This window comes from Rhizobacter sp. Root404, from assembly GCF_001425865.1.
Classification (GTDB): domain Bacteria; phylum Pseudomonadota; class Gammaproteobacteria; order Burkholderiales; family Burkholderiaceae_C; genus LMDS01.
This window is the reverse complement of record NZ_LMDS01000004.1, coordinates 901898-922005: the sequence shown is the minus strand read 5'-3', so window position 1 is coordinate 922005 and position 20108 is coordinate 901898. Positions and strand designations below refer to the sequence as shown.

General features: G+C 70.0%; 16 protein-coding genes. 10 read left to right on the top strand and 6 right to left on the bottom strand.

Annotation, left to right across the window (positions count from 1 at the left end; genetic code table 11):
- Window positions 1-69: 69 nt before the first annotated feature.
- The 3 genes from xdhC to xdhA all read right to left on the bottom strand — a co-directional run bounded on the left by xdhC (window position 70) and on the right by xdhA (window position 4975).
- The gene (xdhC, locus tag ASC76_RS08925) at window positions 70-885 is read right to left on the bottom strand and encodes a xanthine dehydrogenase accessory protein XdhC (protein ID WP_056464959.1); all 816 of its coding nucleotides are present in this window, start codon (window positions 883-885) and stop codon (window positions 70-72) included.
- Between the two features lie 96 nt (window positions 886-981).
- The gene (gene xdhB / locus ASC76_RS08920; protein WP_056464958.1) at window positions 982-3432 is read right to left on the bottom strand and encodes a xanthine dehydrogenase molybdopterin binding subunit; all 2451 of its coding nucleotides are present in this window, start codon (window positions 3430-3432) and stop codon (window positions 982-984) included.
- 1 nt (window position 3433) lies between these two features.
- The gene (gene xdhA / locus ASC76_RS08915) at window positions 3434-4975 is read right to left on the bottom strand and encodes a xanthine dehydrogenase small subunit (protein ID WP_056464957.1); all 1542 of its coding nucleotides are present in this window, start codon (window positions 4973-4975) and stop codon (window positions 3434-3436) included.
- Between the two features lie 96 nt (window positions 4976-5071).
- On the opposite strand from xdhA, the gene ASC76_RS08910 reads away from it, so the two are divergent.
- The 8 genes from ASC76_RS08910 (at window position 5072) to ASC76_RS08875 (ending at window position 14299) form a co-directional block, all read left to right on the top strand.
- Entirely contained in the window at window positions 5072-6070 is a 999-nt protein-coding gene (locus ASC76_RS08910; protein ID WP_056464956.1) for a LysR family transcriptional regulator, read from the top strand.
- Window positions 6067-7374: a guanine deaminase gene (gene guaD, locus ASC76_RS08905; RefSeq protein ID WP_056464955.1), complete on the top strand. Its 1308-nt coding sequence runs from the start codon at window positions 6067-6069 to the stop codon at window positions 7372-7374. The genes ASC76_RS08910 and guaD overlap by 4 nt, the downstream gene beginning before the upstream one ends.
- Before the next feature lie 69 nt (window positions 7375-7443).
- Entirely contained in the window at window positions 7444-8973 is a 1530-nt protein-coding gene (locus ASC76_RS08900; RefSeq protein WP_056464954.1) for an ABC transporter ATP-binding protein, read from the top strand.
- A complete protein-coding gene (locus ASC76_RS08895) occupies window positions 8960-10078 on the top strand; it encodes an ABC transporter permease (RefSeq protein WP_056464953.1) in 1119 nt (372 codons plus the stop codon). Before ASC76_RS08900 ends, ASC76_RS08895 begins: the two co-directional genes overlap by 14 nt.
- 109 nt (window positions 10079-10187) lie before the next feature.
- On the top strand, window positions 10188-11108 hold the full coding sequence (locus ASC76_RS08890) for an ABC transporter permease (RefSeq protein ID WP_056464952.1): 921 nt from the start codon (window positions 10188-10190) through the stop codon (window positions 11106-11108).
- A 79-nt stretch (window positions 11109-11187) separates the two neighbouring features.
- Complete coding sequence (locus ASC76_RS08885) at window positions 11188-12366, top strand: BMP family ABC transporter substrate-binding protein (RefSeq protein ID WP_056464951.1); 1179 nt, start codon at window positions 11188-11190, stop codon at window positions 12364-12366.
- A 78-nt stretch (window positions 12367-12444) separates the two neighbouring features.
- Window positions 12445-13485: an adenosine deaminase gene (locus ASC76_RS08880; protein ID WP_056464950.1), complete on the top strand. Its 1041-nt coding sequence runs from the start codon at window positions 12445-12447 to the stop codon at window positions 13483-13485.
- 49 nt (window positions 13486-13534) lie between these two features.
- Entirely contained in the window at window positions 13535-14299 is a 765-nt protein-coding gene (locus tag ASC76_RS08875) for a TerC family protein (RefSeq protein WP_056464948.1), read from the top strand.
- 6 nt (window positions 14300-14305) lie between these two features.
- On the opposite strand, the gene ASC76_RS08870 is transcribed toward ASC76_RS08875, so the two are convergent.
- Window positions 14306-14650, bottom strand: coding sequence for a hypothetical protein (locus ASC76_RS08870; protein WP_056464946.1), 345 nt, complete (start codon window positions 14648-14650; stop codon window positions 14306-14308).
- A 162-nt stretch (window positions 14651-14812) separates the two neighbouring features.
- Here ASC76_RS08870 and ASC76_RS08865 point away from each other — a divergent pair, with 162 nt between their 5' ends.
- A complete protein-coding gene (locus tag ASC76_RS08865) occupies window positions 14813-15925 on the top strand; it encodes a BMP family ABC transporter substrate-binding protein (protein ID WP_056464944.1) in 1113 nt (370 codons plus the stop codon).
- A gap of 4 nt (window positions 15926-15929) precedes the next feature.
- On the opposite strand, the gene ASC76_RS08860 is transcribed toward ASC76_RS08865, so the two are convergent.
- Entirely contained in the window at window positions 15930-16538 is a 609-nt protein-coding gene (locus ASC76_RS08860) for a GNAT family N-acetyltransferase (protein ID WP_056464942.1), read from the bottom strand.
- 13 nt (window positions 16539-16551) lie between these two features.
- Window positions 16552-17415: a dioxygenase gene (locus tag ASC76_RS08855; protein ID WP_056464940.1), complete on the bottom strand. Its 864-nt coding sequence runs from the start codon at window positions 17413-17415 to the stop codon at window positions 16552-16554.
- 115 nt (window positions 17416-17530) lie between these two features.
- On the opposite strand from ASC76_RS08855, the gene ASC76_RS08850 reads away from it, so the two are divergent.
- Entirely contained in the window at window positions 17531-20104 is a 2574-nt protein-coding gene (locus tag ASC76_RS08850) for an ABC transporter permease (protein ID WP_056464938.1), read from the top strand.
- The last annotated feature ends 4 nt before the right edge of the window (window positions 20105-20108 follow it).

Here is a 20108-nt window from a genome sequence, read left to right as displayed (position 1 = left end):
GGCCGACAGGTCGTCGAACGTTGTACATCAGACGCCCGGCGCCCGGCGTAGGACGATTCCCTGCCGAACTCAGGCCGGGACGTTCTGCAGCAATTGCGCCACGACGGCCAGCGCGATCCGCTCCGGCTCCTTGCCGGCGACGCCCGGCACGCCGATCGGGCAGGTCATGCGCTCGATGGTCTCGGCACCGATGCCGACCTGCTCGAAGCGGTGGATGAAGCGCTGGCGCTTGGTGCGCGAGCCGATCAGCCCGAAGAAGCCGAAATCGCCGCGCCGCAGGATCGCCTCGGCGATGCGCTGGTCGAGGTCGTGGCGGTGGGTCAGTACCAGGTAGAACGCGCCCGGCGGCGCGAGCGCCACCTCGGCCTCGACCGCATCGACGCAGACGCGCTGGATGCGCTCGGGCCACGGCGTGCCGAGCGTGGTCGTCGGCGCGAACTCCTCCTCCCGCTCGTCGATCCAGTCGACGCGGGCATCGAGCGTGGCCAGCAGTGTCGCGATCGCGCGCCCCACGTGGCCGGCGCCGTACAGCTGCAGGTGGAACAGCGGCGCGGCGGCGGGCCAGCGCTGCAGCGCCTGGGCGTCGAGCGGCGCGTAGGCGAGCGTCACCGCGCCGCCGCAGCATTGGCCGAGCGCCGGGCCGAGCGGGAAGTGCTCGGTGTGCGGATCCAGCTCGCCGGTGCGCAGCATCTCGCGGGCGTGCGCGATCGCCTTCAGCTCGAGGTGGCCGCCGCCGACGGTGCCTGCGGTTTCGTCCGCCGCCACCAGCATGCGGGTACCCGCCTCGCGCGGCGCCGAGCCGAGGGCCTGGGTGACCTCGACGACGATGGCCTGGCGACTGTCTTCGAACCAGCGGGCGGCTGTGTCGCGTGTGTGGCGGTTCATGGTGGTTGCACATGCACGCGGGCCTGCCGCGACTCGCACCCGTGGCGCACTTCCGGGGAAGAGCTTCCACGCCTTTGCCGCTCCGGCTTCAAACGACTACCCCTCCTGCACCGCAGTGATGGCTCGCAGGATCGCCTCGCTGGTCGCCGGCGCCGTCAGCGGCGGATCGACACGGTGCTCCCCGGCCGAGGAGATCGCATCCCGGATCGCGAAGAACACCGAGAACGGCAACAGCAGCGGCGGCTCGCCGACGGCCTTGCTGCGGTGAATGCTGTCCTCGACGTTGGGACCGTCGAACAGCTTGACGTTGAAGACCGGTGGGCAGTCGTTCGCGGTCGGGATCTTGTAGGTGCTCGGTGCATGGGTCGTCAGCTTGCCGCTCTGCGGGTGCCACACGAGCTCTTCGGTGGTCAGCCAGCCCATGCCCTGGATGAACGCGCCCTCGATCTGGCCGATGTCGACAGCGGGGTTCAGCGAGCGGCCCGCGTCGTGCAGGATGTCGGCGCGCAGCAGCTTCCACTCACCGGTCAGCGTGTCCACGACGACTTCGCTGACGGCGGCGCCGTAGGCGAAGTAATAGAACGGTCGGCCGAACATCTTCTCGCGGTCCCAGCTCAGGCCCGGCGTGGCGTAGAAGCCGTCGGACCAGAGTTGCACCCGGTCCAGGTAGCCCTGCGCGACGACGGCGCTGAACGGCAAGGACTTGCCGTTGACCTCGACCTTGTCGTTGGCGAAGCGCACGTCCTCGGGACGGCCACCGTGGTGCGCGGCCATGCAGGCCGCGAGCCGCTCACGGATCTGCCGCGCCGCGTCCTGCGCGGCCTTGCCGTTCAGGTCGGCGCCGGTCGACGCGGCGGTCGCGGAGGTGTTCGCGACCTTCTGCGTGTCGGTCGCGCTGACCCGCACGCTGTCGAAGCCGACGCCGAGTTCATGGGCGACGACCTGCGCCACCTTGGTGTTCAGCCCCTGGCCCATCTCGGTGCCGCCGTGGTTCACCAGGATCGAGCCGTCGCTGTAGACGTGGACCAGCGCGCCGGCCTGGTTGAAGTGCTTGACGTTGAACGAGATGCCGAACTTCAGCGGCGCCAGCGCGAGGCCGCGCTTGAGCACCGGGCTGGTGGCGTTGAACTGCGCGATCGCGTCGCGGCGTGCGCGGTAGTCGCTGCTGGCTTCGAGCTCGGCGGTGAGCTCGTGGATGATGTTGTCGCCGACGACCTGGCCGTACGGGGTGACGTTGTTCGTGTCCTTGCCGTAGAAATTGGCACGGCGCACGTCGATCGGGTCCCGGCCGAGCGTGCGGGCGATCGTGTCGAGGATGTTCTCGATCGCGATCGCGCCCTGCGGACCGCCGAAGCCGCGGAACGCGGTGTTGCTCTGCGTGTTCGTCTTGCCCGAGTAGCCGTGCATCGCCACGTCGGGCAGCCAGTAGGCGTTGTCGAAGTGGCACAGCGCGCGGGTCATCACCGGGCCGGACAGGTCGGCCGAGTGGCCGGCACGCGAGACCATCGTGACCTCTGCGCCGAGCACGCGGCCGGCGTCGTCGTAGCCGACCTCGTACTCGTACCAGAAGCAGTGGCGCCGGCCGGTGATCAGGAAGTCGTCGTCGCGGTCCAGCCGCAGCTTGACCGGCCGCTTCAACTTGGCCGCCGCAACCGACGCGACGCACGCGAACAGCGCCGACTGCGATTCCTTGCCGCCGAAACCGCCGCCCATGCGCCGGCACTCGACATGCACGTCATGCGCGTGCAGCTTCAGCGCGTGCGCGACCAGGTGCTGCATCTCGCTCGGGTGCTGGGTCGAGCAGTACACATGCATGCCGCCGCCTTCGGTCGGGATCGCGTAGCTGATCTGGCCCTCGAGGTAGAACTGCTCCTGACCGCCGACGTCGAACGTGCCCTTCAGCCGGCGCGGCGCCTTGGCGATCGCCCCCTGCGCGCCGCCTTCGTTCGTTGCCCGCACCAGGTGCATCGGCGGCAGCACGTACTGGCCCTTGGCATGCGCCTGCTGCGGCGTCAGCACGGGCGGCTCGGCGCTGATCGTCAGCACGTCCTTCGCCTTCGCGGCGGCGCGGCGGGCGATGTCGCGCGTCTCGGCGATCACCGCGAACACCGGCTGGCCGAGGTAGCGGATCTCGCCCCACGACGAGCCGTCGTCGTGCGTCTCGATCGGGCACAGGATCGGGTCGTCGTGGACGATCGAGCCGCAGTCGTTCGGCCCCGGGATGTCCGCCGCCGACAGCACGGCGACGACGCCGGGCAGCGCGCGGATCGTGTCGAGCGCCATCGCGGTGAGGCGGCCGTGCGCGACCGGCGACAGCCCGAGCGCGCAGTGCAGCGTGCCGGCGTGCTCGCGGATGTCGTCGATGTAGGTCGCCTCGCCCGCCACGTGCAGCTGCGCGGATTCGTGCGGCCGGCTGATGCCGACGCGCGCGCCGGCGGCCACGGCGATCGCCTCGGCGCCCTCGTCGATGCGCGCGGCGGTGTTCTTCTGGTAGTCGGCGAAGGCCTCGTTCGGTTGCAGCAGCAGGGCGTCGACAGGCTTGTTCATGTCAGGTCTCCTGGGCGGCGGTCGCATGCGGCATCACGCTGAACACGCTGGTCTGACGGGTCGGCAACGGGTCGTGCGCTCGGGTCTCGAGCCACAGGCGCTGCATCAGGTTCTGCGCGACCTGCAATCGGTAGGCGGCGCTGGCGCGCATGTCCGACAGCGGCTTGAAGTCCTCGGCGAGCGCGGCCTTCGCGGCGGTGACGGTCGCCTGGGTCCACGGCTGGCCGACGATGGCGGCCTCGGCGCGGGCGGCGCGCTTGACGGTCGCGGCCATGCCGCCGTAGGCGAGCCGCGCGGTGGTCACGGCGCCGGCGGCGTCCAGCTCGATCGAGAACCCGGCGCACACGGCCGAGATGTCGCAGTCGAAGCGCTTGCTGATCTTGTAGGCGCGCACGGCGCGCGATGCGACCGAGAGCGGCACCGCGAGGCCCTGCACGAACTCGCCGTCCTCGAGCAGGTTCTTCATGTAGTCGACGTAGAACGTGGCGAGCGGCATGCGGCGCGTGCGGGCGCCCTTGCGCAGCTCGATCTGTGCGTCGAGTGCCATCAGCACCGGCGCCGAGTCGCCGATCGGCGAACCGTTGGCGACGTTGCCGCCCATCGTGCCGGCGTTGCGGATCGGCGGCGACGCGAAGCGCAGCCACACGTCGGTCAGCGTCGGGAAGCGCCGGGCGAGGGCCGACCACGCCGCCTCGAGCGATGCGCCGGCGCCGATCCGCAGCTCGCCGTCCCGCTCGTCGATGCGCTTGAGATCGTCGACGGCGCCGACGTACAGGATGTCGCCGAGCGGCCGGAACTGCTTGTTGACCCACAGGCCGACGTCGGTCGAGCCGGCGAGCAGCTGCGCCTTCGGGTGCGCCTCGCGCAGCGCGGCCAGTTCGTCCAGCGTGGTCGGCGCGAAGAAGCGGTCGGTACCGCGGCCGGCGTAGCTGAACGTCGCGTCGGTCTTCAGACCTTCGAGGGCGGCCAGCACCGGCGCGGTGTCGAGCGCGACCGCCGGCAGGTCGAACATGCGCTGGCCGGCATCGAGGATCGGCCGGTAGCCGGTGCAGCGGCACAGGTTGCCCGAGAGCTCGTCGGCGAGCTGCTGGCGCGTCGGCTGCGTGCCGAACGCGCGGTTGTGCTCGTAGCTCGACCACATCGACATCACGAAGCCCGGGGTGCAGAACCCGCACTGCGAGCCGTGGCATTCGACCATGGCCTGTTGCACCGGGTGCAGCGCGGCATCCAGCGTCATGGCCTTCAGGTCCTCCACCGTGAACAGCGCCTTGCCGTCCAGCGTCGGCAGGAACTGGATGCACGCGTTGACCGTGCTCAGGTTCAGGCCCCGCACCGCCTGCGGATCACCGGGGGCCGCGGCCTCGCCGATCACGACGGTGCAGGCGCCGCAGTCGCCCTCGTTGCAGCCTTCCTTGGTTCCGGTGCAGCGCGCGTCCTCGCGCAGCCAATCGAGCACCGTGCGGGTGGGCGCCGCGTCGCGCACTTCGACCACCGCGCCGCGGTGAAAGAAGCGAATCGGGCGGGAGGGCGTCGGCTCTGACATGGATGGGCTTCTCGGGTTCGGTGATGACCCGAAACTTAGTCGCTTCCGGCCCTCGAGGTATACAGTCACAGGCATATCGCTTATCACGCCGAGCATATGACACAGCGTTTGGACTTCGACAAGATCGAGCTCTACCTCATCCGGGTGCTGAAGACCTTGATCACCGAACGAAGCGTCTCCCGGGCTGCCATGCGCTTGCAAAGCACGCAGCCTGCCGTCAGTGCCCAGCTGAAGCGGCTGCGCGCACTCACCGGCGACCCGTTGCTGGTGCGCGCCGGCAACGCGATGGCGCCCACCGACACCGCGCTGCGGCTGCTCGACCCTGCCACCCGCCTCTTGCAGGATGCGGATCGCTTGTTCAGCCCCCGCGCCCACCAGCGTGCGTTCGATCCGCTGGCCAGCACCACGACTTTCCGCATCGCGGCCAGCGACTACCTCGATCCGCTGTTCCTGCCCGAGCTGGTCGCGCACCTGAAGCAGGTCGCGCCGAAGGTGAAGCTGGAGTTGATGCCACTGTCGGGCGGGTTCGACTACCGGCGCGGACTGGCCGCCGCCGAGGTCGACCTGGTGATCGGCAACTGGCTGAAGCCGCCGGAGGAACTGCACCTGGGCCGCCTGCTGACCGACGAGATCGTCTGCCTCGTCGCCGAGGACCACCCGGTCGTGCGCGCCGCCAATGGCCGCGGCTGGTCGCCCGAACGCTACCTGGGCTGCGAGCATGTCGCGCCGACGCCGTTCTTCGCCGGCTCGCAGGGCGCCTCGCCGGGCGTGATCGACGAGCACCTCGCGTCGCTGGGCGTCAGCCGCGACGTGATGGTGCGCAGCGCGCACTTCAGCCTGATCCCGCTGATGGTGGCGCAGAGTCTGCTGGTGCTGACGACCGGCCGGCTGTTCTGCTCGCGCTATGTCGACAGCCTGCCGGTGCGCATCGTGCGCTGCCCGGTGCCGTTCCCGCCGCTGACGTACTACCAGCTGTGGCACGACCTGACCCACGCGTCGGCCTCGGGCCGCTGGCTGCGCGACCAGGTGCGGGACGTGGCGCGCAACCTGACGGGCCACGGCATGCTGCGGCGGGCGCCAGGAGCGACGACATGAGCGCGACGACCACGCGCATCGCCCTGCGCGGCGACCTGCTCGACTTCACCGGCGACCCCGGTTGGGGCGAGACCGAGTCCGCCGCGGTGCGCTTCCGCCCCGACCACTGGCTGCTGATCGAGAACGGCCGCATCGTCGGCGCGCAGTCCGAGTCGCCCGACGACACCTGGGAACGCCACGACCACCGCGGCCGCCTGATCCTGCCCGGGTTCATCGACACCCACGTCCACATGCCGCAGCTCGACGTGATCGCGAGCTACGGCACCGAGCTGCTCGACTGGCTGAACACCTACACTTTCCCGGCCGAGACCGCGTTCGCCGATCCGGAGCGCTCGCGGCTCGGGGCCAAGCTGTTCGTCGAGGCCCTGCTGGCGCACGGGACGACCGCGGCCGTCGTGTTCCCGACCGCACACAAGGTGTCGGCCGACGCGCTGTTCGCCGCCGCGCAGCAGCACGGCATGCGCGTGATCACCGGCAAGGTGCTGCAGGACCGCCATTCCCCGGACGGCCTGCGCGACGACGTGGACCAGGCGCGGGCCGACTCGCTCGACCTGATCTCGCGCTGGCACGGCGTCGACCGTCTTGCCTACGCGGTGACGGTGCGCTTCGCGCCGTCGAGTTCGCCCGAGCAACTCGCGATGGCTGGCGCGCTCTGCGCCGCCGACCCGACCCTGTACATGCAGACCCACGTCGCGGAGAACCGGGCCGAGGTCGCGTGGGTCAAGGAACTGTTCCCCGAGGCGCGCAGCTACCTCGACGTCTACGCCCGCGCCGGGCTGCTGCACCCGCGCAGCGTGCTCGCGCACGGCATCTGGCTCGACGACGCGGACCGCGAGGCGCTGCGCACGTCGCGTGCCCAGATCGCGCACAGCCCGTCGTCCAACCTGTTCCTCGGCAGCGGGCTGTTCGACTGGGACGCGGCGATCGCGGCCGGCGCGGCCGTCAGCCTGGCGACCGACGTGGGCGGCGGCACCAGCCTGTCGATGGTCCGCACGATGGCCGACGCCTACAAGGTGCAGGCGATGGCCGGCCAGCGCCTGACCGCGTGGAAGGCGTTGCACGCCGCCACGCTGGGGGGCGCGACGGCGCTGGGGCTGGCGCACGAGATCGGCTCGTTCGAATCCGGCCGCCTGGCCGACGTGTGCGTGTGGGACTGGGCGGCCGACCCGGTCGCGCTGCGCCGCATGGATGTGGCGCGCCACCTGCACGAGCGGGCGTTCGCGTGGATGACGCTGGCGGACGACCGCAACCTGGTGCAGACCTGGGTGGCCGGCGCGTTGCGGCACCAGCGCCGCGGCGCCTGAGCGCAGGTCGAGGCCAGGCGGCGGGTCCGGACTTTGCGAGCATGATCATCGTCATAGGAGACTGACACCGTGTTGCGACTCGAACTGGTCAACATCAGCAAGCAGTACCCCGCCGTGAAGGCGAACGATTCGGTCAACCTGCAGGTGGCCCCCGGCGAGATCCACGCCGTGCTCGGCGAGAACGGCGCCGGCAAGTCGACCATGATGAAGATGATCTACGGCGCCGTCCGCCCCGACGAGGGCGAGATCCGCTGGAACGGCCAGGCCGTCAACATCCGCAACCCGCAGGAGGCGCGCACGCTGGGCATCAGCATGGTGTTCCAGCACTTCAGCCTGTTCGACACGCTGAGCGCGGCCGAGAACGTCTGGCTGGGGCTGGACAAGTCGCTGAGCCTGGCCGAGGTGACTCAGCGGATGATGAAGGTCGAGAAGGAATACGGCCTCGATGTCGAGCCGCTGCGGCCGGTCCACACGCTGTCGGTCGGCGAGCGCCAGCGGGTCGAGATCGTGCGTGCGCTGATGACCAACCCCAAGTGCCTGATCCTGGACGAACCCACCTCGGTGCTGACGCCGCAGGCGGTCGACAAGCTGTTCGTCACGCTGCGCAAGCTCGCCAGCGAGGGCACCAGCATCCTCTACATCAGCCACAAGCTCGACGAGATCAGGGCGCTGTGCACCAACTGCACGGTGCTGCGCGGCGGCAAGGTCACCGGCATGGTTGACCCGCGCACCGAGACCAACGCCGGCCTGTCGCGCCTGATGATCGGTGCCGAGCCGCCGCAGCTGAAGCACCAGCAGGCGAAGCTCGGCGACGTGGTGCTCGACGTGCGCGGCCTCACGCTGCCGAAGGAAGACCACTTCGGCATGAACCTGACGGACATCCGCTTCCAGGTGCGTGCCGGGGAGATCCTCGGCATCGCCGGCGTCTCGGGCAACGGGCAGCAGGAGCTGATGGCGGCGATGTCGGGCGAAGATCCGCGCTCGCCAAAAGACTCGATGCACCTGTTCGGCAAGGACATCTCGCGCGAGACGCCGCGTGAACGTCGTGCCGCCGGCCTGCATTTCGTGCCCGAGGAGCGCCTGGGCCGCGGCGCAGTGCCGACGCTGTCGCTGGCCGCGAACACGATGCTGACGCGCACCGAGGCGATCGGCCGCTCGGGCTGGATCCGCACCGGCGAGGTGACCGCGCTGGCGCAGGAGCTGATTCGCCGCTTCAACGTCAAGGCCGGCGGGCCGGGGGCGGCGGCGAAGAGCCTGTCGGGCGGCAATCTGCAGAAGTTCATCGTCGGTCGCGAGATCCACGCCAACCCGAAGCTGCTGATCGTCTCACAGCCGACTTGGGGCGTGGATGTGGGCGCCGCCGCGCAGATCCGCGGCGAGCTGCTCGCGCTGCGCGACCAGGGCTGCGCGCTGCTGGTCGTCAGCGAGGAGCTCGACGAGCTGTTCGAGATCTGCGACCGGCTGGTGGTGATCGCGCAGGGCAAGGTGTCGCCGAGCGTGAACACCTCGGACGCGACGATCGAGATGATCGGGGAATGGATGAGCGGCCTGTGGAACAAGAACGCCGCCGACAAGGAGACCGCACATGCTCAAGCTTGAAGCCCGACCGGAGCAATCCAGGGTCATGTCGTTCTTGTCGCCGGTGCTCGCACTGGCGATCACGGTGGTGATCGGCACCATCCTGTTCATGCTGCTCGGCAAGGATCCGATGCGCGGCCTGTACGTGTTCTTCGTCGAGCCGCTGAAGAGCGTCTACGCGCTGACCGAGCTCGCGATGAAGGCGACGCCGCTGATCCTGATCGCGCTCGGGCTGGCGGTGTGCTTCCGCTCGAACGTGTGGAACATCGGCGCCGAAGGTCAGTTCGTGGTCGGCGCGATCGCCGCGGCGGGCGTCGCGATGAGTGCCGACAAGGACACCGGCCGCTGGATCGTCGCCGCGGTGCTCGCGGCCGGCGTGCTGGGCGGCATGGCGTGGGCCGGGCTCGTCGCGTTCCTGCGCGACCGCTTCAACGCGAACGAGATCCTCGTCAGCCTGATGCTGGTGTACGTCGCCGACCAGGTGCTCGGCTACCTGGTCTACGGGCCGTGGAAGGACCCGGCCGGCTTCAACTTCCCGCAGACGATCACGTTCCTGAAGTCGACCAGCGTGCCGAAGCTGTTCACGGGCTTTCGCGTCAACATCGGGCTGATCATCGCGTTGCTCGCGGTCGGCGCGTTCTGGGTGCTGCTGTTCCGCACGTATGCCGGCTTCCAGCTGCAGGTCGGTGGGCTCGCGCCGGCGGCGGCGCGCTACGCCGGCTTCTCGTCGCGCAAGGCGTTGTGGACGGCGCTGCTGCTGTCGGGCGGCATGGCCGGCCTGGCCGGTGCGCTCGAGGTCGCCGGGCCGCTCGGCCAGCTCACGCCATACGTGCCGGCCGGCTACGGCTTCGCCGCGATCATCGTCGCGTACGTCGGGCGGCTGCACCCGGTGGGCATCATCTTTTCGGCGATCCTGATGAGCATGTTCTACATCGGCGGCGAACTCGCGCAGTCGCGGCTCGGGTTGCCGAAGTCGCTGACCGGCGTGTTCCAGGGGCTGCTGCTGTTCACGCTGCTGGCCTGCGACACGCTGATCGCCTATCGCATTCGCTGGAAGGCTTCGCGGCCGGTTCCTGTCAAAACTGCGGCGCCTTTGGTCGGGGCGACGACGGTGAAGGGGGCTTGAGATGATTGCCGAACTAATTTCATCGTCGAGCGTGTCGCGGCAGGCTGCACCCGGGCGCGCCTTTGCCGCTCCGACCCAGACATGCCAGACCAGCAGGAGCAACTGAACAATGGACTCCATCGCACTCCTCCTCGCCGCGACCCTCAACTCCGGCACCGTCCTCGCGTTCGCCGCGCTCGGCCTGCTGATCAACGAGCGCGCGGGCATCGTCAACCTCGGCGCTGAAGGGATGATGCTGGTCGCCGCGATCGCCGGCTACGCGACCGCGGTCCACACCGGCAGCGACACGCTCGCCTTCATCGGCGGCGCCGCAGCCGGCGCGTTGCTGGCGGCCGCGTTCGGCATCCTGGTGATCTACCTGAACACCAACCAGTACGCGACCGGCCTGGCGCTCAGCCTGTTCGGGACCGGCTTCTCGGCGTTCGTCGGCATCACCTACACGCAGGCCAAGCTGAGCGAACGGCCCAACTTCGCGGTCCCGTACCTGTCGGACATTCCGCTCGTCGGCCCGGCGCTGTTCAAGCAGCACCCGATGGTCTACCTCGCGATCGTGCTGACCGTCGCCCTCGCGTGGTTCCTGTACCGCTCGCGCGCCGGCCTGGTGCTGCGCGCGGTCGGCGAATCGCCCGAATCGGCGCATGCACTGGGCTACCCGGTGCGCCGCATCCGCATGTTCGCGGTGATGGTCGGCGGCGCGCTGTGCGGCATCTCGGGCGCCTACATCTCGGTGGTCTACACGCCGCTGTGGGTCGAGGGCATGGTGGCCGGCAAGGGCTGGATCGCGCTCGCGCTGACGACCTTCGCGACCTGGCGGCCGGCACGTGTCTTGCTCGGTGCCTACCTGTTCGGCGGCGTCACGATGCTGCAGTTCCACCTGCAAGGCGAGGGCGTGCAGATCCCGAGCCAGTTCCTGACGATGATGCCGTACCTGGCCACCATCGTCGTGCTGGTGCTGATCTCGCGCAACGCCAGCTTCATCCGCGTCAACATGCCCGCGTCGATTGGCAAGCCGTTCTTCCCGGGCAGCTAGCCGCCGCCAAATCCGGCTACGCCTTGTCACATAATTCCTGCGCTTCGCCCCAACCCCGATTTCCCCCACTGGAGACGACATGACCCTGCAATCCAAGCGTTCACTGATCAAGCTGGCTGGCCTCAGCTCGATCGCGGCGGCCGCCGCGCTCGTCGGCTGCGGCAAGAAGGAAGAGGCGCCGGTCGCGCCCGCACCGGCCCCCGCGCCGGTCGCTGCCGCATCGGCCGCGCCGGCCAAGGCCGAGCCGCTGAAGATCGCGTTCGCGTACGTCGGCCCGGTCGGCGACGGCGGCTGGACCTTCGCGCACGACAACGCCCGCAAGGCGGTCGAGAAGGAATTCGGTGACAAGGTCGTCACCAGCTTCGTCGAGAAGGTGCCTGAGGCGGCCGACGCCGAACGCGTGTTCCGCGACATGGCCGGCCAGGGCAACAAGCTGATCTTCGGCACGACCTTCGGCTACATGGAGCCGATGCTCAAGGTGGCGGCCGACCTGAAGGACGTGAAGTTCGAGCACGCCACCGGCTACAAGCAGGCCGACAACATGCGCACCTACGACTCGCGCACGTACGAAGGCGCATACATGGCCGGCGTGATCGCCGGCGGCATGAGCAAGACCGGCACGATCGGCGTGGTCGGCTCGATCCCGATCCCGGAAGTCATCCGCAACATCAACAGCTTCACGCTGGGCGCGCAGTCGGTGAACCCGAAGATCAAGACCAAGGTGGTCTGGGTCAACGAATGGTTCAACCCGCCGAAGGAAACCGAAGCCGCGCAGTCGCTGATGAACGGCGGTGCCGACGTGCTGATGCAGAACACCGACTCGTCGGCCGTGCTGCAGACCGCCGAGAAGGCCGGCAAGATGGCTTTCGGCTGGGACAGCGACATGACCGCCTACGCACCGAAGGCGCACCTCGCCTCGGCCGTGATCAACTGGGCCCCGTACTACATCAAGGCCACCAAGGAGGCGCTCGACGGCACCTGGAAAGGCAACCAGGCGGCGTGGTGGGGCGTCAAGGAAGGCGCGATCGACATCGTCTCGATCTCCGACAAGGTGCCGGCCGAACTCAAGGCCAAGGTCGACGCCGTGAAGGCCGGTCTGAAGGACGGCTCGTTCCAGATATGGAAGGGCCCGATCATGGGCTCCGACGGCAAGGAAGTGCTGGCCAAGGACGCGGTCGCCGACGACAAGTTCCTCGGCGGCATCAAGTTCTACGTCAAGGGCGTCGAAGGCAAGGTGCCGGGCGGCGACGGCAAGTAAGACCACGCGGGGCGCGCTGCGCTTCGTATCATCCGGAGGCCGCTGAACGCGGCCTCTTTTCATTGGGAACCGCCGCACATGATCGACTTCGACGCCATCCCCCGCGAGCGCCTACCGGCGCTGCTGCAGGCCATGCCCAAGGCCGAACTGCACATCCACATCGAAGGCTCGCTCGAGCCGGAACTGATCTTCGCGCTCGCGCAGCGCAATGGCGTCGCGCTCCCGTACCCGGACGTCGAGGCGCTGCGTGCCGCGTATGCGTTCACCGACCTGCAGAGCTTCCTCGACATCTACTACGCCGGCGCGAGCGTGCTGCTGAAGGAGGAGGATTTCTTCGACATGGCCATGGCGTATTTCAGGCGCGCCGCGGCCGACAACGTCGTGCGCGCCGAACTGTTCTTCGACCCGCAGACGCACACCGACCGCGGCGTGCCGATCGGCACCGTGATCGGCGGGCTGATCCGTGCCTGCGACACCGCGCGGCGCGAGCTGGGCGTCGACGGCGCGCTGATCCTGTGCTTCCTGCGTCACCTCAGCGAGGAGGCCGCCCTCGCGACGCTCGAAGCCGCGCTGCCGTACCGTGACCGGTTCATCGGCGTCGGCCTGGACAGCAGCGAGAGGGGCAACCCGCCCGAGAAGTTCGCGCGCGTGTTCGCGCGCTGCAGTGAACTGGGCCTGCACCTCGTCGCCCATGCCGGCGAGGAGGGGCCGCCGGCCTACATCTGGAGCGCGCTCGATGTGCTGCATGTCGAGCGCATCGACCATGGCGTGGCCTGCCTGGCCGACCCGACGCTGGTCGCGCGCCTGGCGGCCGAGCGCGTGCCGCTGACCGTGTGCCCGCTGTCGAACATCAAGTTGTGCGTCTACCCGGCGATGGACGCGCACAACCTGGCCGCGCTGCTCGACGCCGGCCTGTGCGCGACCGTCAACTCCGACGACCCGGCGTACTTCGGCGGCTACATCAACCAGAACTTCCTCGAGGCCTTCGCGGCGCTGCCGCAGCTGACCGCGCGCCATGCGCACCGGCTCGCGGCCAACAGCTTCGAGGCCAGCTTCGCCGATTCCGAATCGAAAGCCCGCTGGCTTCGGTCACTCGACAAGGTCTTTGCCGAGAACTGAATTTCGCCCTCTATCATCGGCGCCGTCCCCAACCCCCGGCTGCGCCAAGATGATCGAACTGCTGACCGACCCGCAAGCCTGGATCGCCCTCGCGACGCTGACCGCCCTCGAGCTGGTGCTCGGGATCGACAACATCGTCTTCATCTCGATCCTGGTCGACAAGCTGCCGAAGGCGCAGCGCGAGAAGGCACGGCGCATCGGCCTGTTCATGGCGATGTTCATGCGGATCGGGCTGCTGCTGGTGCTGGCGTGGATCGTCGGGCTGGTCGCGCCGCTGTTCACGGTGCTCGGCCAGGAGATCTCCGGGCGCGACCTGATCCTGATCGCCGGCGGCCTGTTCCTGATCTACAAGGCGACCGGCGAGATCCACCAGTCGCTCGAAGGCGAGGAGGGCCATGCCTCGAGCGCGGTCAAGGCCACGTTCACCGCGGTGATCCTGCAGATCATGGTGGTCGACATGGTGTTCTCGCTCGACTCGATCATCACCGCGGTCGGCATGGTCGATCGCATCGAGGTGATGATCACGGCGGTGATCGCGTCGGTTGGGCTGATGATGCTGTTCGCCGGCACGATCGGTCGCTTCGTCTCCGACCACCCGACGATCAAGATGCTCGCGCTGTCGTTCCTGGTCGTCGTCGGCGTGGTGCTGATCGCCGAAGGCTTCGACCAGCACGTGCCGAAGGGCTACGTCTACTTCGCGATGGCATTTTCGGTCGGCGTCGAGATGCTGAACATCACCATGCGCAAACGCGCGAAGAAGGCCGTGGTGCTGCACGCCGATTACGTCGCCGACGACAAGCCGCCGTCGCCCTGACGCGGCTCACTGCAGGCGCTTGGGCGCCGGCGCCTGGAACCGCTCGGCGGGCGCGGCGGCGCCGCAGGCGCAGTCCCGCGCGGCTTCGCGGGTGCAGTCGTTCATCGCCTGCCAGCGCCGTCGCAGGCCGTAGGCCACCTGCCGGAAACCCAGCGACAGCATCGGGTGGTCCATCAGCAGCGCAAGGTTCTCGCCGATCTTCGTGCCCATTCGCAGCCGATGCGCCGGATCGATCTCCGCCTGAACGGCCTGGCTGTAGCCGGTCATCAGCGCCAGCGTGCCGGCGATTACCGCCTCGATGCTGGGCAGCTCGTGTTCTTCGGTGTGCGGTTCGGTGGGGGCGGTGAGCATGCGACGCTCCAAGGAATCATGGTGGCATCGAGACTAATGCAAATGCGAACCATTCGCAAATAGTCGACGGGCCGGCGGGGTCTGCGACAATCAGCGCTCGCGCCGCCTGCGTGCCCCCGCCGGCGGCGTTTTCCATTCCCCGGGGCCATGTAGAGGAACACCATGTTCAAAAACCTCGCCCGCGCCAGCGTTGTCACGCTGGGCGCGATGCTCGCCGTCACGGCGTCACCCGCGGTCCATGCGCAGGCCCCGGCGACCAAGCCGCCGCTGAAGGTCGCGTTCGTCTACGTCAGCCCGATCGGCGACGCCGGCTGGACCTTCCAGCACGAGCAGGGCCGCCTGGCGATGCAGAAGGCGCTTGGCGACCAGGTCGCGGCCAGCGCGGTCGAATCCGTCGCCGAGGGCCCCGACTCGGAACGCGTGATCCGCGATCTGGCGGCGCAGGGCAACCGGCTGATCTTCGCGACCAGCTTCGGTTACCTCGAGCCGACGCTGCGGGTCGCGGCGGACCGCCCCGACGTGAAGTTCGAGCACGCCGGCGGCTACAAGACCGCCGCCAACGTGAACACCTACAACGCGCGCTACTACGAGGCGCGCTACCTCGCCGGGCTGCTGGCGGGCAAGACGAGCAGGAGCGGCATCGCCGGCTACGTGGCCGGCTTCCCGGTGCCGGAGGTCGTGCAGGGCATCAACGCGTTCGCGCTCGGCATGCGCGAGGCCAACCCGGCCGCGATCGTGAAGGTGCTGTGGCTCAACACCTGGTTCGACCCGGCCCGCGAGCGCGAAGCGGCGCAGTCGCTGATCAACCAGGGCGCCGACGTGCTGACCAACCACAGCGGCTCGCCGGCCGTGCCGCAGACCGCGCAGGCCAACTTCAAGACCAAGGGCGTGCGCGCGATCGCCTACCAGAGCGACATGAGCCGCTACGCGCCCGACGCGCAGCTCGCCGCCGTCACGCAGCACTGGGGCGGCTACTACACGCGGGTCGCGCGCGCCGCACTCGCGCGCACCTGGAAGCCCGAGCCTTACTGGGGCGGCATGAAGGACGGCGTGGTGCAGCTGAGCCCGATCGCGCGCGACGTGTCCGCCGCGACCCTGGCGCTGGTCGACGCACGCCGCGCGCAGATCGTTGCCGGCCGGTTCCAGCCGTTCACCGGGCCGCTGGTCGACAACGAAGGCAAGGTGCGGCTGGCGCGCGGCACGCTCGACGACGCGGCGATCTCGACGATGAACTGGTTCGTGCGCGGCGTGGCCGGCAGCGTGCCGAAACCGTGACCGCCTAGACGGCCTGCCGCCACGCGGTCGGCTCGACGAAGTGCCGGTTCAGCAGCGCCACCAGCCGGTGCACGCGCCAGGCGCCGTCGATGAACAGGTAGTCGGGGCAGACGCCCTCGTCCTGGAAGTTCAGGCGCTTCAGCACCTCGGCGCTGCGCCAGTTCTCGGGCCGGTAGGCGGCCTGGATGCGGTGCAGGTTGATCTGCGGCGAGAACATCTCGCCGATCGCGCAGCCCAGCGCCTCGGTCATCAGCGCCTGGCCTTCGTAGGGCTGGTCGAGTGCGTAGCCGAGGTTGCAGCTGTGGAACGCGCCGCGCACGATGTTGGAGAAGTTGATCGTGCCGATCACGCGGTGCGTGTCGCCGATCGGTTGCATCAGGTAGCGGAAGCCGCTGCCGGCGGCGAACGCGGCGGCCGCGTCGCGCAACCGCTGCGCCTGTACGGCCTCGGTGAAGAAGCCGGCTTCGGTCGGCGGGTCCCACGGCGCGAGGTGGGCGCGGTTGCGCTCGTGGAAGTCGGCCAGCGCGCCGGCCAGGTGCTCGTCGGCCGCGACCAGCCGCAGCCGCGCGGTCAGCAACAGCGGGGCAGCGACAGGCGAACCGGTGTCATCCATCGCTGCGATTGGATCACGCGGCGATGCGGCCTGCCTCGAGCTGGCGCGCCAACCGGGTGGCCTGCGGGCCGAAGGCGTAGGCGTCCATGCCGATGCAGCCCAGATCGACGCCCGCGTGCAGCCGCACCGGCGCGTCGTCGCGGCCCCCGGCGCCGGCCGCCACGTACCAGGGCAGCAGGTGCTCGTCGGTCGGGTGCATGTCGACGGCGTGGGGCGCGCGGCGCCGGTAGTCGAGCAGCGCGTCCCAGTCGCGCGCGATGCCGCGGTCGTTCATCCACTCGCGGAAGGCCGTGCTCTCGGGGATCTCGGGCCGCACGCCGCTTGGGCGCAGGCCGCCGGCGAACGCCCGCCGCAGGTTGTGCGTGATGCTGCCGGTGCCCAGGATCAGCACGCCCTCGTCGGCCAGCGGGGCGAGCGCCTCGCCGAGCGCGAACTGCTGCGCCGGGCTCTGGTCCGGCACGAAGGCCAGCGGCAGCACCGGCACGTCGGCCTGCGGGTAGATGTAGCGCAGCGCGGTCCAGATGCCATGGTCCAGGCCGCCGTCGTCGAGCGAGTGCACCGCCAGGCCCGACGATTCAATGAGCCCCGCGACCTGGCGCGCCAGCGCCGGTGCGCCGGCGGCGTCGTAGCGCAGCTGGTTGAGCCGCGGGTCGAAATTGCCGAAGTCGTAGACCGCGCTGTGCTGCGCGCCGGCCAGCAGCACCGGCGCCCGCGCCGCGGTGTGGGCCGAGATCGCGAGGATCGCGGTCGGACGGCCGAACTCCGCGTCGATCGCCGGCCCGAGCGTGCGCATGAACGCGCCGGCCGCGCCGGGCTCGAGCGCGATCATCGGCGAACCGTGGGAGACGAAGACCGGGGGCAGGGCAGTGTGCTTCATGCGGTCATTACAGCACCGCGTCGGCCGGCCGGCGTTCGAGGCGCTTGCATGCAGCGTTCGAGCGGAATGCCCCCCGCCCGCGGCGCCGCGGGCCGAGTCGTGTAAGTTCCGCCGCATGAACGATTCGACGACGACCGCCGCGCCGCGGCCCCCTTCGGCCGCGGTGCTGGCCTGGCGCCAGATGCTGCGCGACTTGCGGGCCGGCGAGCTGCGCCTGCTGGTGGTCGCGGTGATGCTGGCGGTGGCGGCGCTGACCGCAGTGGGCTTCTTCGCCGATCGGATCAACGGCGGCCTCGCCCGCGACGCCCGCCAGCTGCTGGGCGGCGACGCGATCGTCTCGTCCGACCAGCCGGCGCCGCCGGCCTTCGCCGCCAAGGCGCGCGAGCTCGGGCTGCTGACCGCGTCGACCGCGGGCTTTCCGAGCATGGGACGGGCGAGCGAGCAGCAGGGCGGCGCGTCGCGACTGGTCAGCGTCAAGGCGGTCAGCGAGGCCTACCCGCTGCGCGGCCAGGTGACCGTGGGCGGCGCGCCGGGCGCGAAGGAAGAGCTGCGCGCCGGCGCCCCCCAGCGCGGCACCGCGTGGGTCGATCCGGCGTTGCTCGGCGCGCTGAACCTGAAGGTCGGCGACACGCTGCTGCTCGGCGACGCCAGCCTGCGGATCGAGCGGCGCATCGTCAACGAGCCCGACCGCGGCACCGGTTTCGCGTCGTTCGCGCCGCGCGTGATGCTGAACGAGGCGGACCTGCCCGCCACCGGCCTGATCCAGCCGGCCAGCCGCGTCAACTACCGGCTCGCGGTCGCTGCCCGAGGGTCCGACGAGCAGGCGGTGCAGCAGTTCGTCGCTTGGGCCGAGGCGCAGGTCAAGAGCGCGGGCCTGCGTGGGCTGCGGATCGAGTCGCTCGCCACCGGCCGGCCCGAGATGCGCCAGACGCTCGACCGCGCCGCCAAGTTCCTGAACCTGGTGGCGTTGCTGTCGGCGCTGCTCGCGGCGGTGGCGGTCGGCATCGCGTCGCGCGATTTCGCGAGCCGCCACCTCGACGACTGCGCGATGCTGCGCGTGCTCGGCCTGCCGCAGCGCACGATCGCGCTGCAGTACATCGCCGAGTTCGGCGCGGTCGGCCTGATCGCCAGCGTGGCCGGCGTGGTGCTGGGCTTCGCGGTGCACTACGTGTTCGTGCTGCTGCTGGCCGGGCTGGTCGATTCCAGCCTGCCGGCGCCGAGCCTGTGGCCCGCGCTGTTCGGCCTGGGGGTCGGCTTCACGCTGCTGATGGGCTTCGGCCTGCCGCCGGTGCTGCAGCTGGCGCAGGTGCCGCCGCTGCGGGTGATCCGGCGCGACGTGGGCGCGCTGCGGCCGGCGTCGATCGCGGTGCTCGCCGCCGGCGCGCTCGGCTTCGCCGCGCTGCTGCTCGCGGTGTCGAGCGACCTGAAGCTCGGGCTGATCGCGGTCGGCGGTTTCGCTGCGGCGATCGCGGTGTTCGCGCTGCTGTCGTGGCTCGCCGTGATGCTGCTGCGCCGCGCCGTGCCGGAGGCGCGTGCGCCGCGCTGGCTCGTGCTCGCGACCCGCCAGATCGCCGCGCGGCCGGCATTCGCGGTGCTGCAGGTGTCGGCGCTCAGCGTCGGGCTGCTGGCGCTGGTTCTGCTGGTGCTGCTGCGCACCGACCTGATCGACAGCTGGCGCCAGGCCACGCCGAAGGACGCGCCGAACCGCTTCGTCATCAACGTGCAGCCGGACCAGGCCGACGCGTTCCGCCAGCGCCTCGACGACGCAGGCGTGAAGCGCTACGACTGGTTCCCGATGATCCGCGGCCGGCTGGTCGCGATCAACGGCAAGCCGGTCCGGCTCGAGGACTACGCGGAGGACCGGGCCCAGCGCCTGCTCGACCGCGAGTTCAACCTCAGCCACGACGCCGACATGCCGCCGCACAACCTGCTCGCCGCGGGCCGCTGGACGCGCGACGAGCCCAACGCGGTCAGCGTCGAGGAGGGCCTGGCACAGACGCTCGGGCTGAAGCTCGGCGACGAGTTGCGCTTCGACGTCGGCGGCGCCACCGCGCAGGGCCGCATCACCAGCCTGCGCAAGGTCGACTGGAGCTCGATGCGGGTCAACTTCTTCGTGATGTTCCCGACCGCGAACATGGTGGACGTGCCGGTCAGCTACATCGCCGCCTACCGGGCGCCCGAGGGGCCGAAGGGCGGCGTGGCCTTCGACAACGGGCTGGCGCGCGATTTCCCGAACATCACCGCGATCGATGTGTCGGCCTCGATCGCGCAGATCCAGCGGGTGCTCGACCAGGTCGTGCGCGCGGTCGAGTTCCTGTTCGGCTTCACGCTCGCGGCCGGCCTGGTGGTGCTGTTCGCCGCGGTCACCGCGACGCGCGAGGCGCGCTCGCGCGAGTTCGCGGTGATGCGCGCGCTCGGCGCCAGCGGCACGCTGCTCGGCCAGGTGCAGCGGGCCGAGCTGCTCGGCGTCGGCGCGCTCGCCGGCGTGCTGGCCTCGGGCGCCGCGATGGCGGTCGGCTGGGCGCTCGCTCGCTACGTGTTCGAGTTCAGCTGGAGCGCCGCGCCCTGGGTGCCGCTGGCCGGCGGCGCGGCCGGCGCGCTGCTCGCGCTCGCGGCCGGCTGGTGGGGGCTGCGCGACGTGCTGCGCCGGCCGGTGGTGCAGACGCTGCGGCAAGCCGCGGATGTCTGACGGC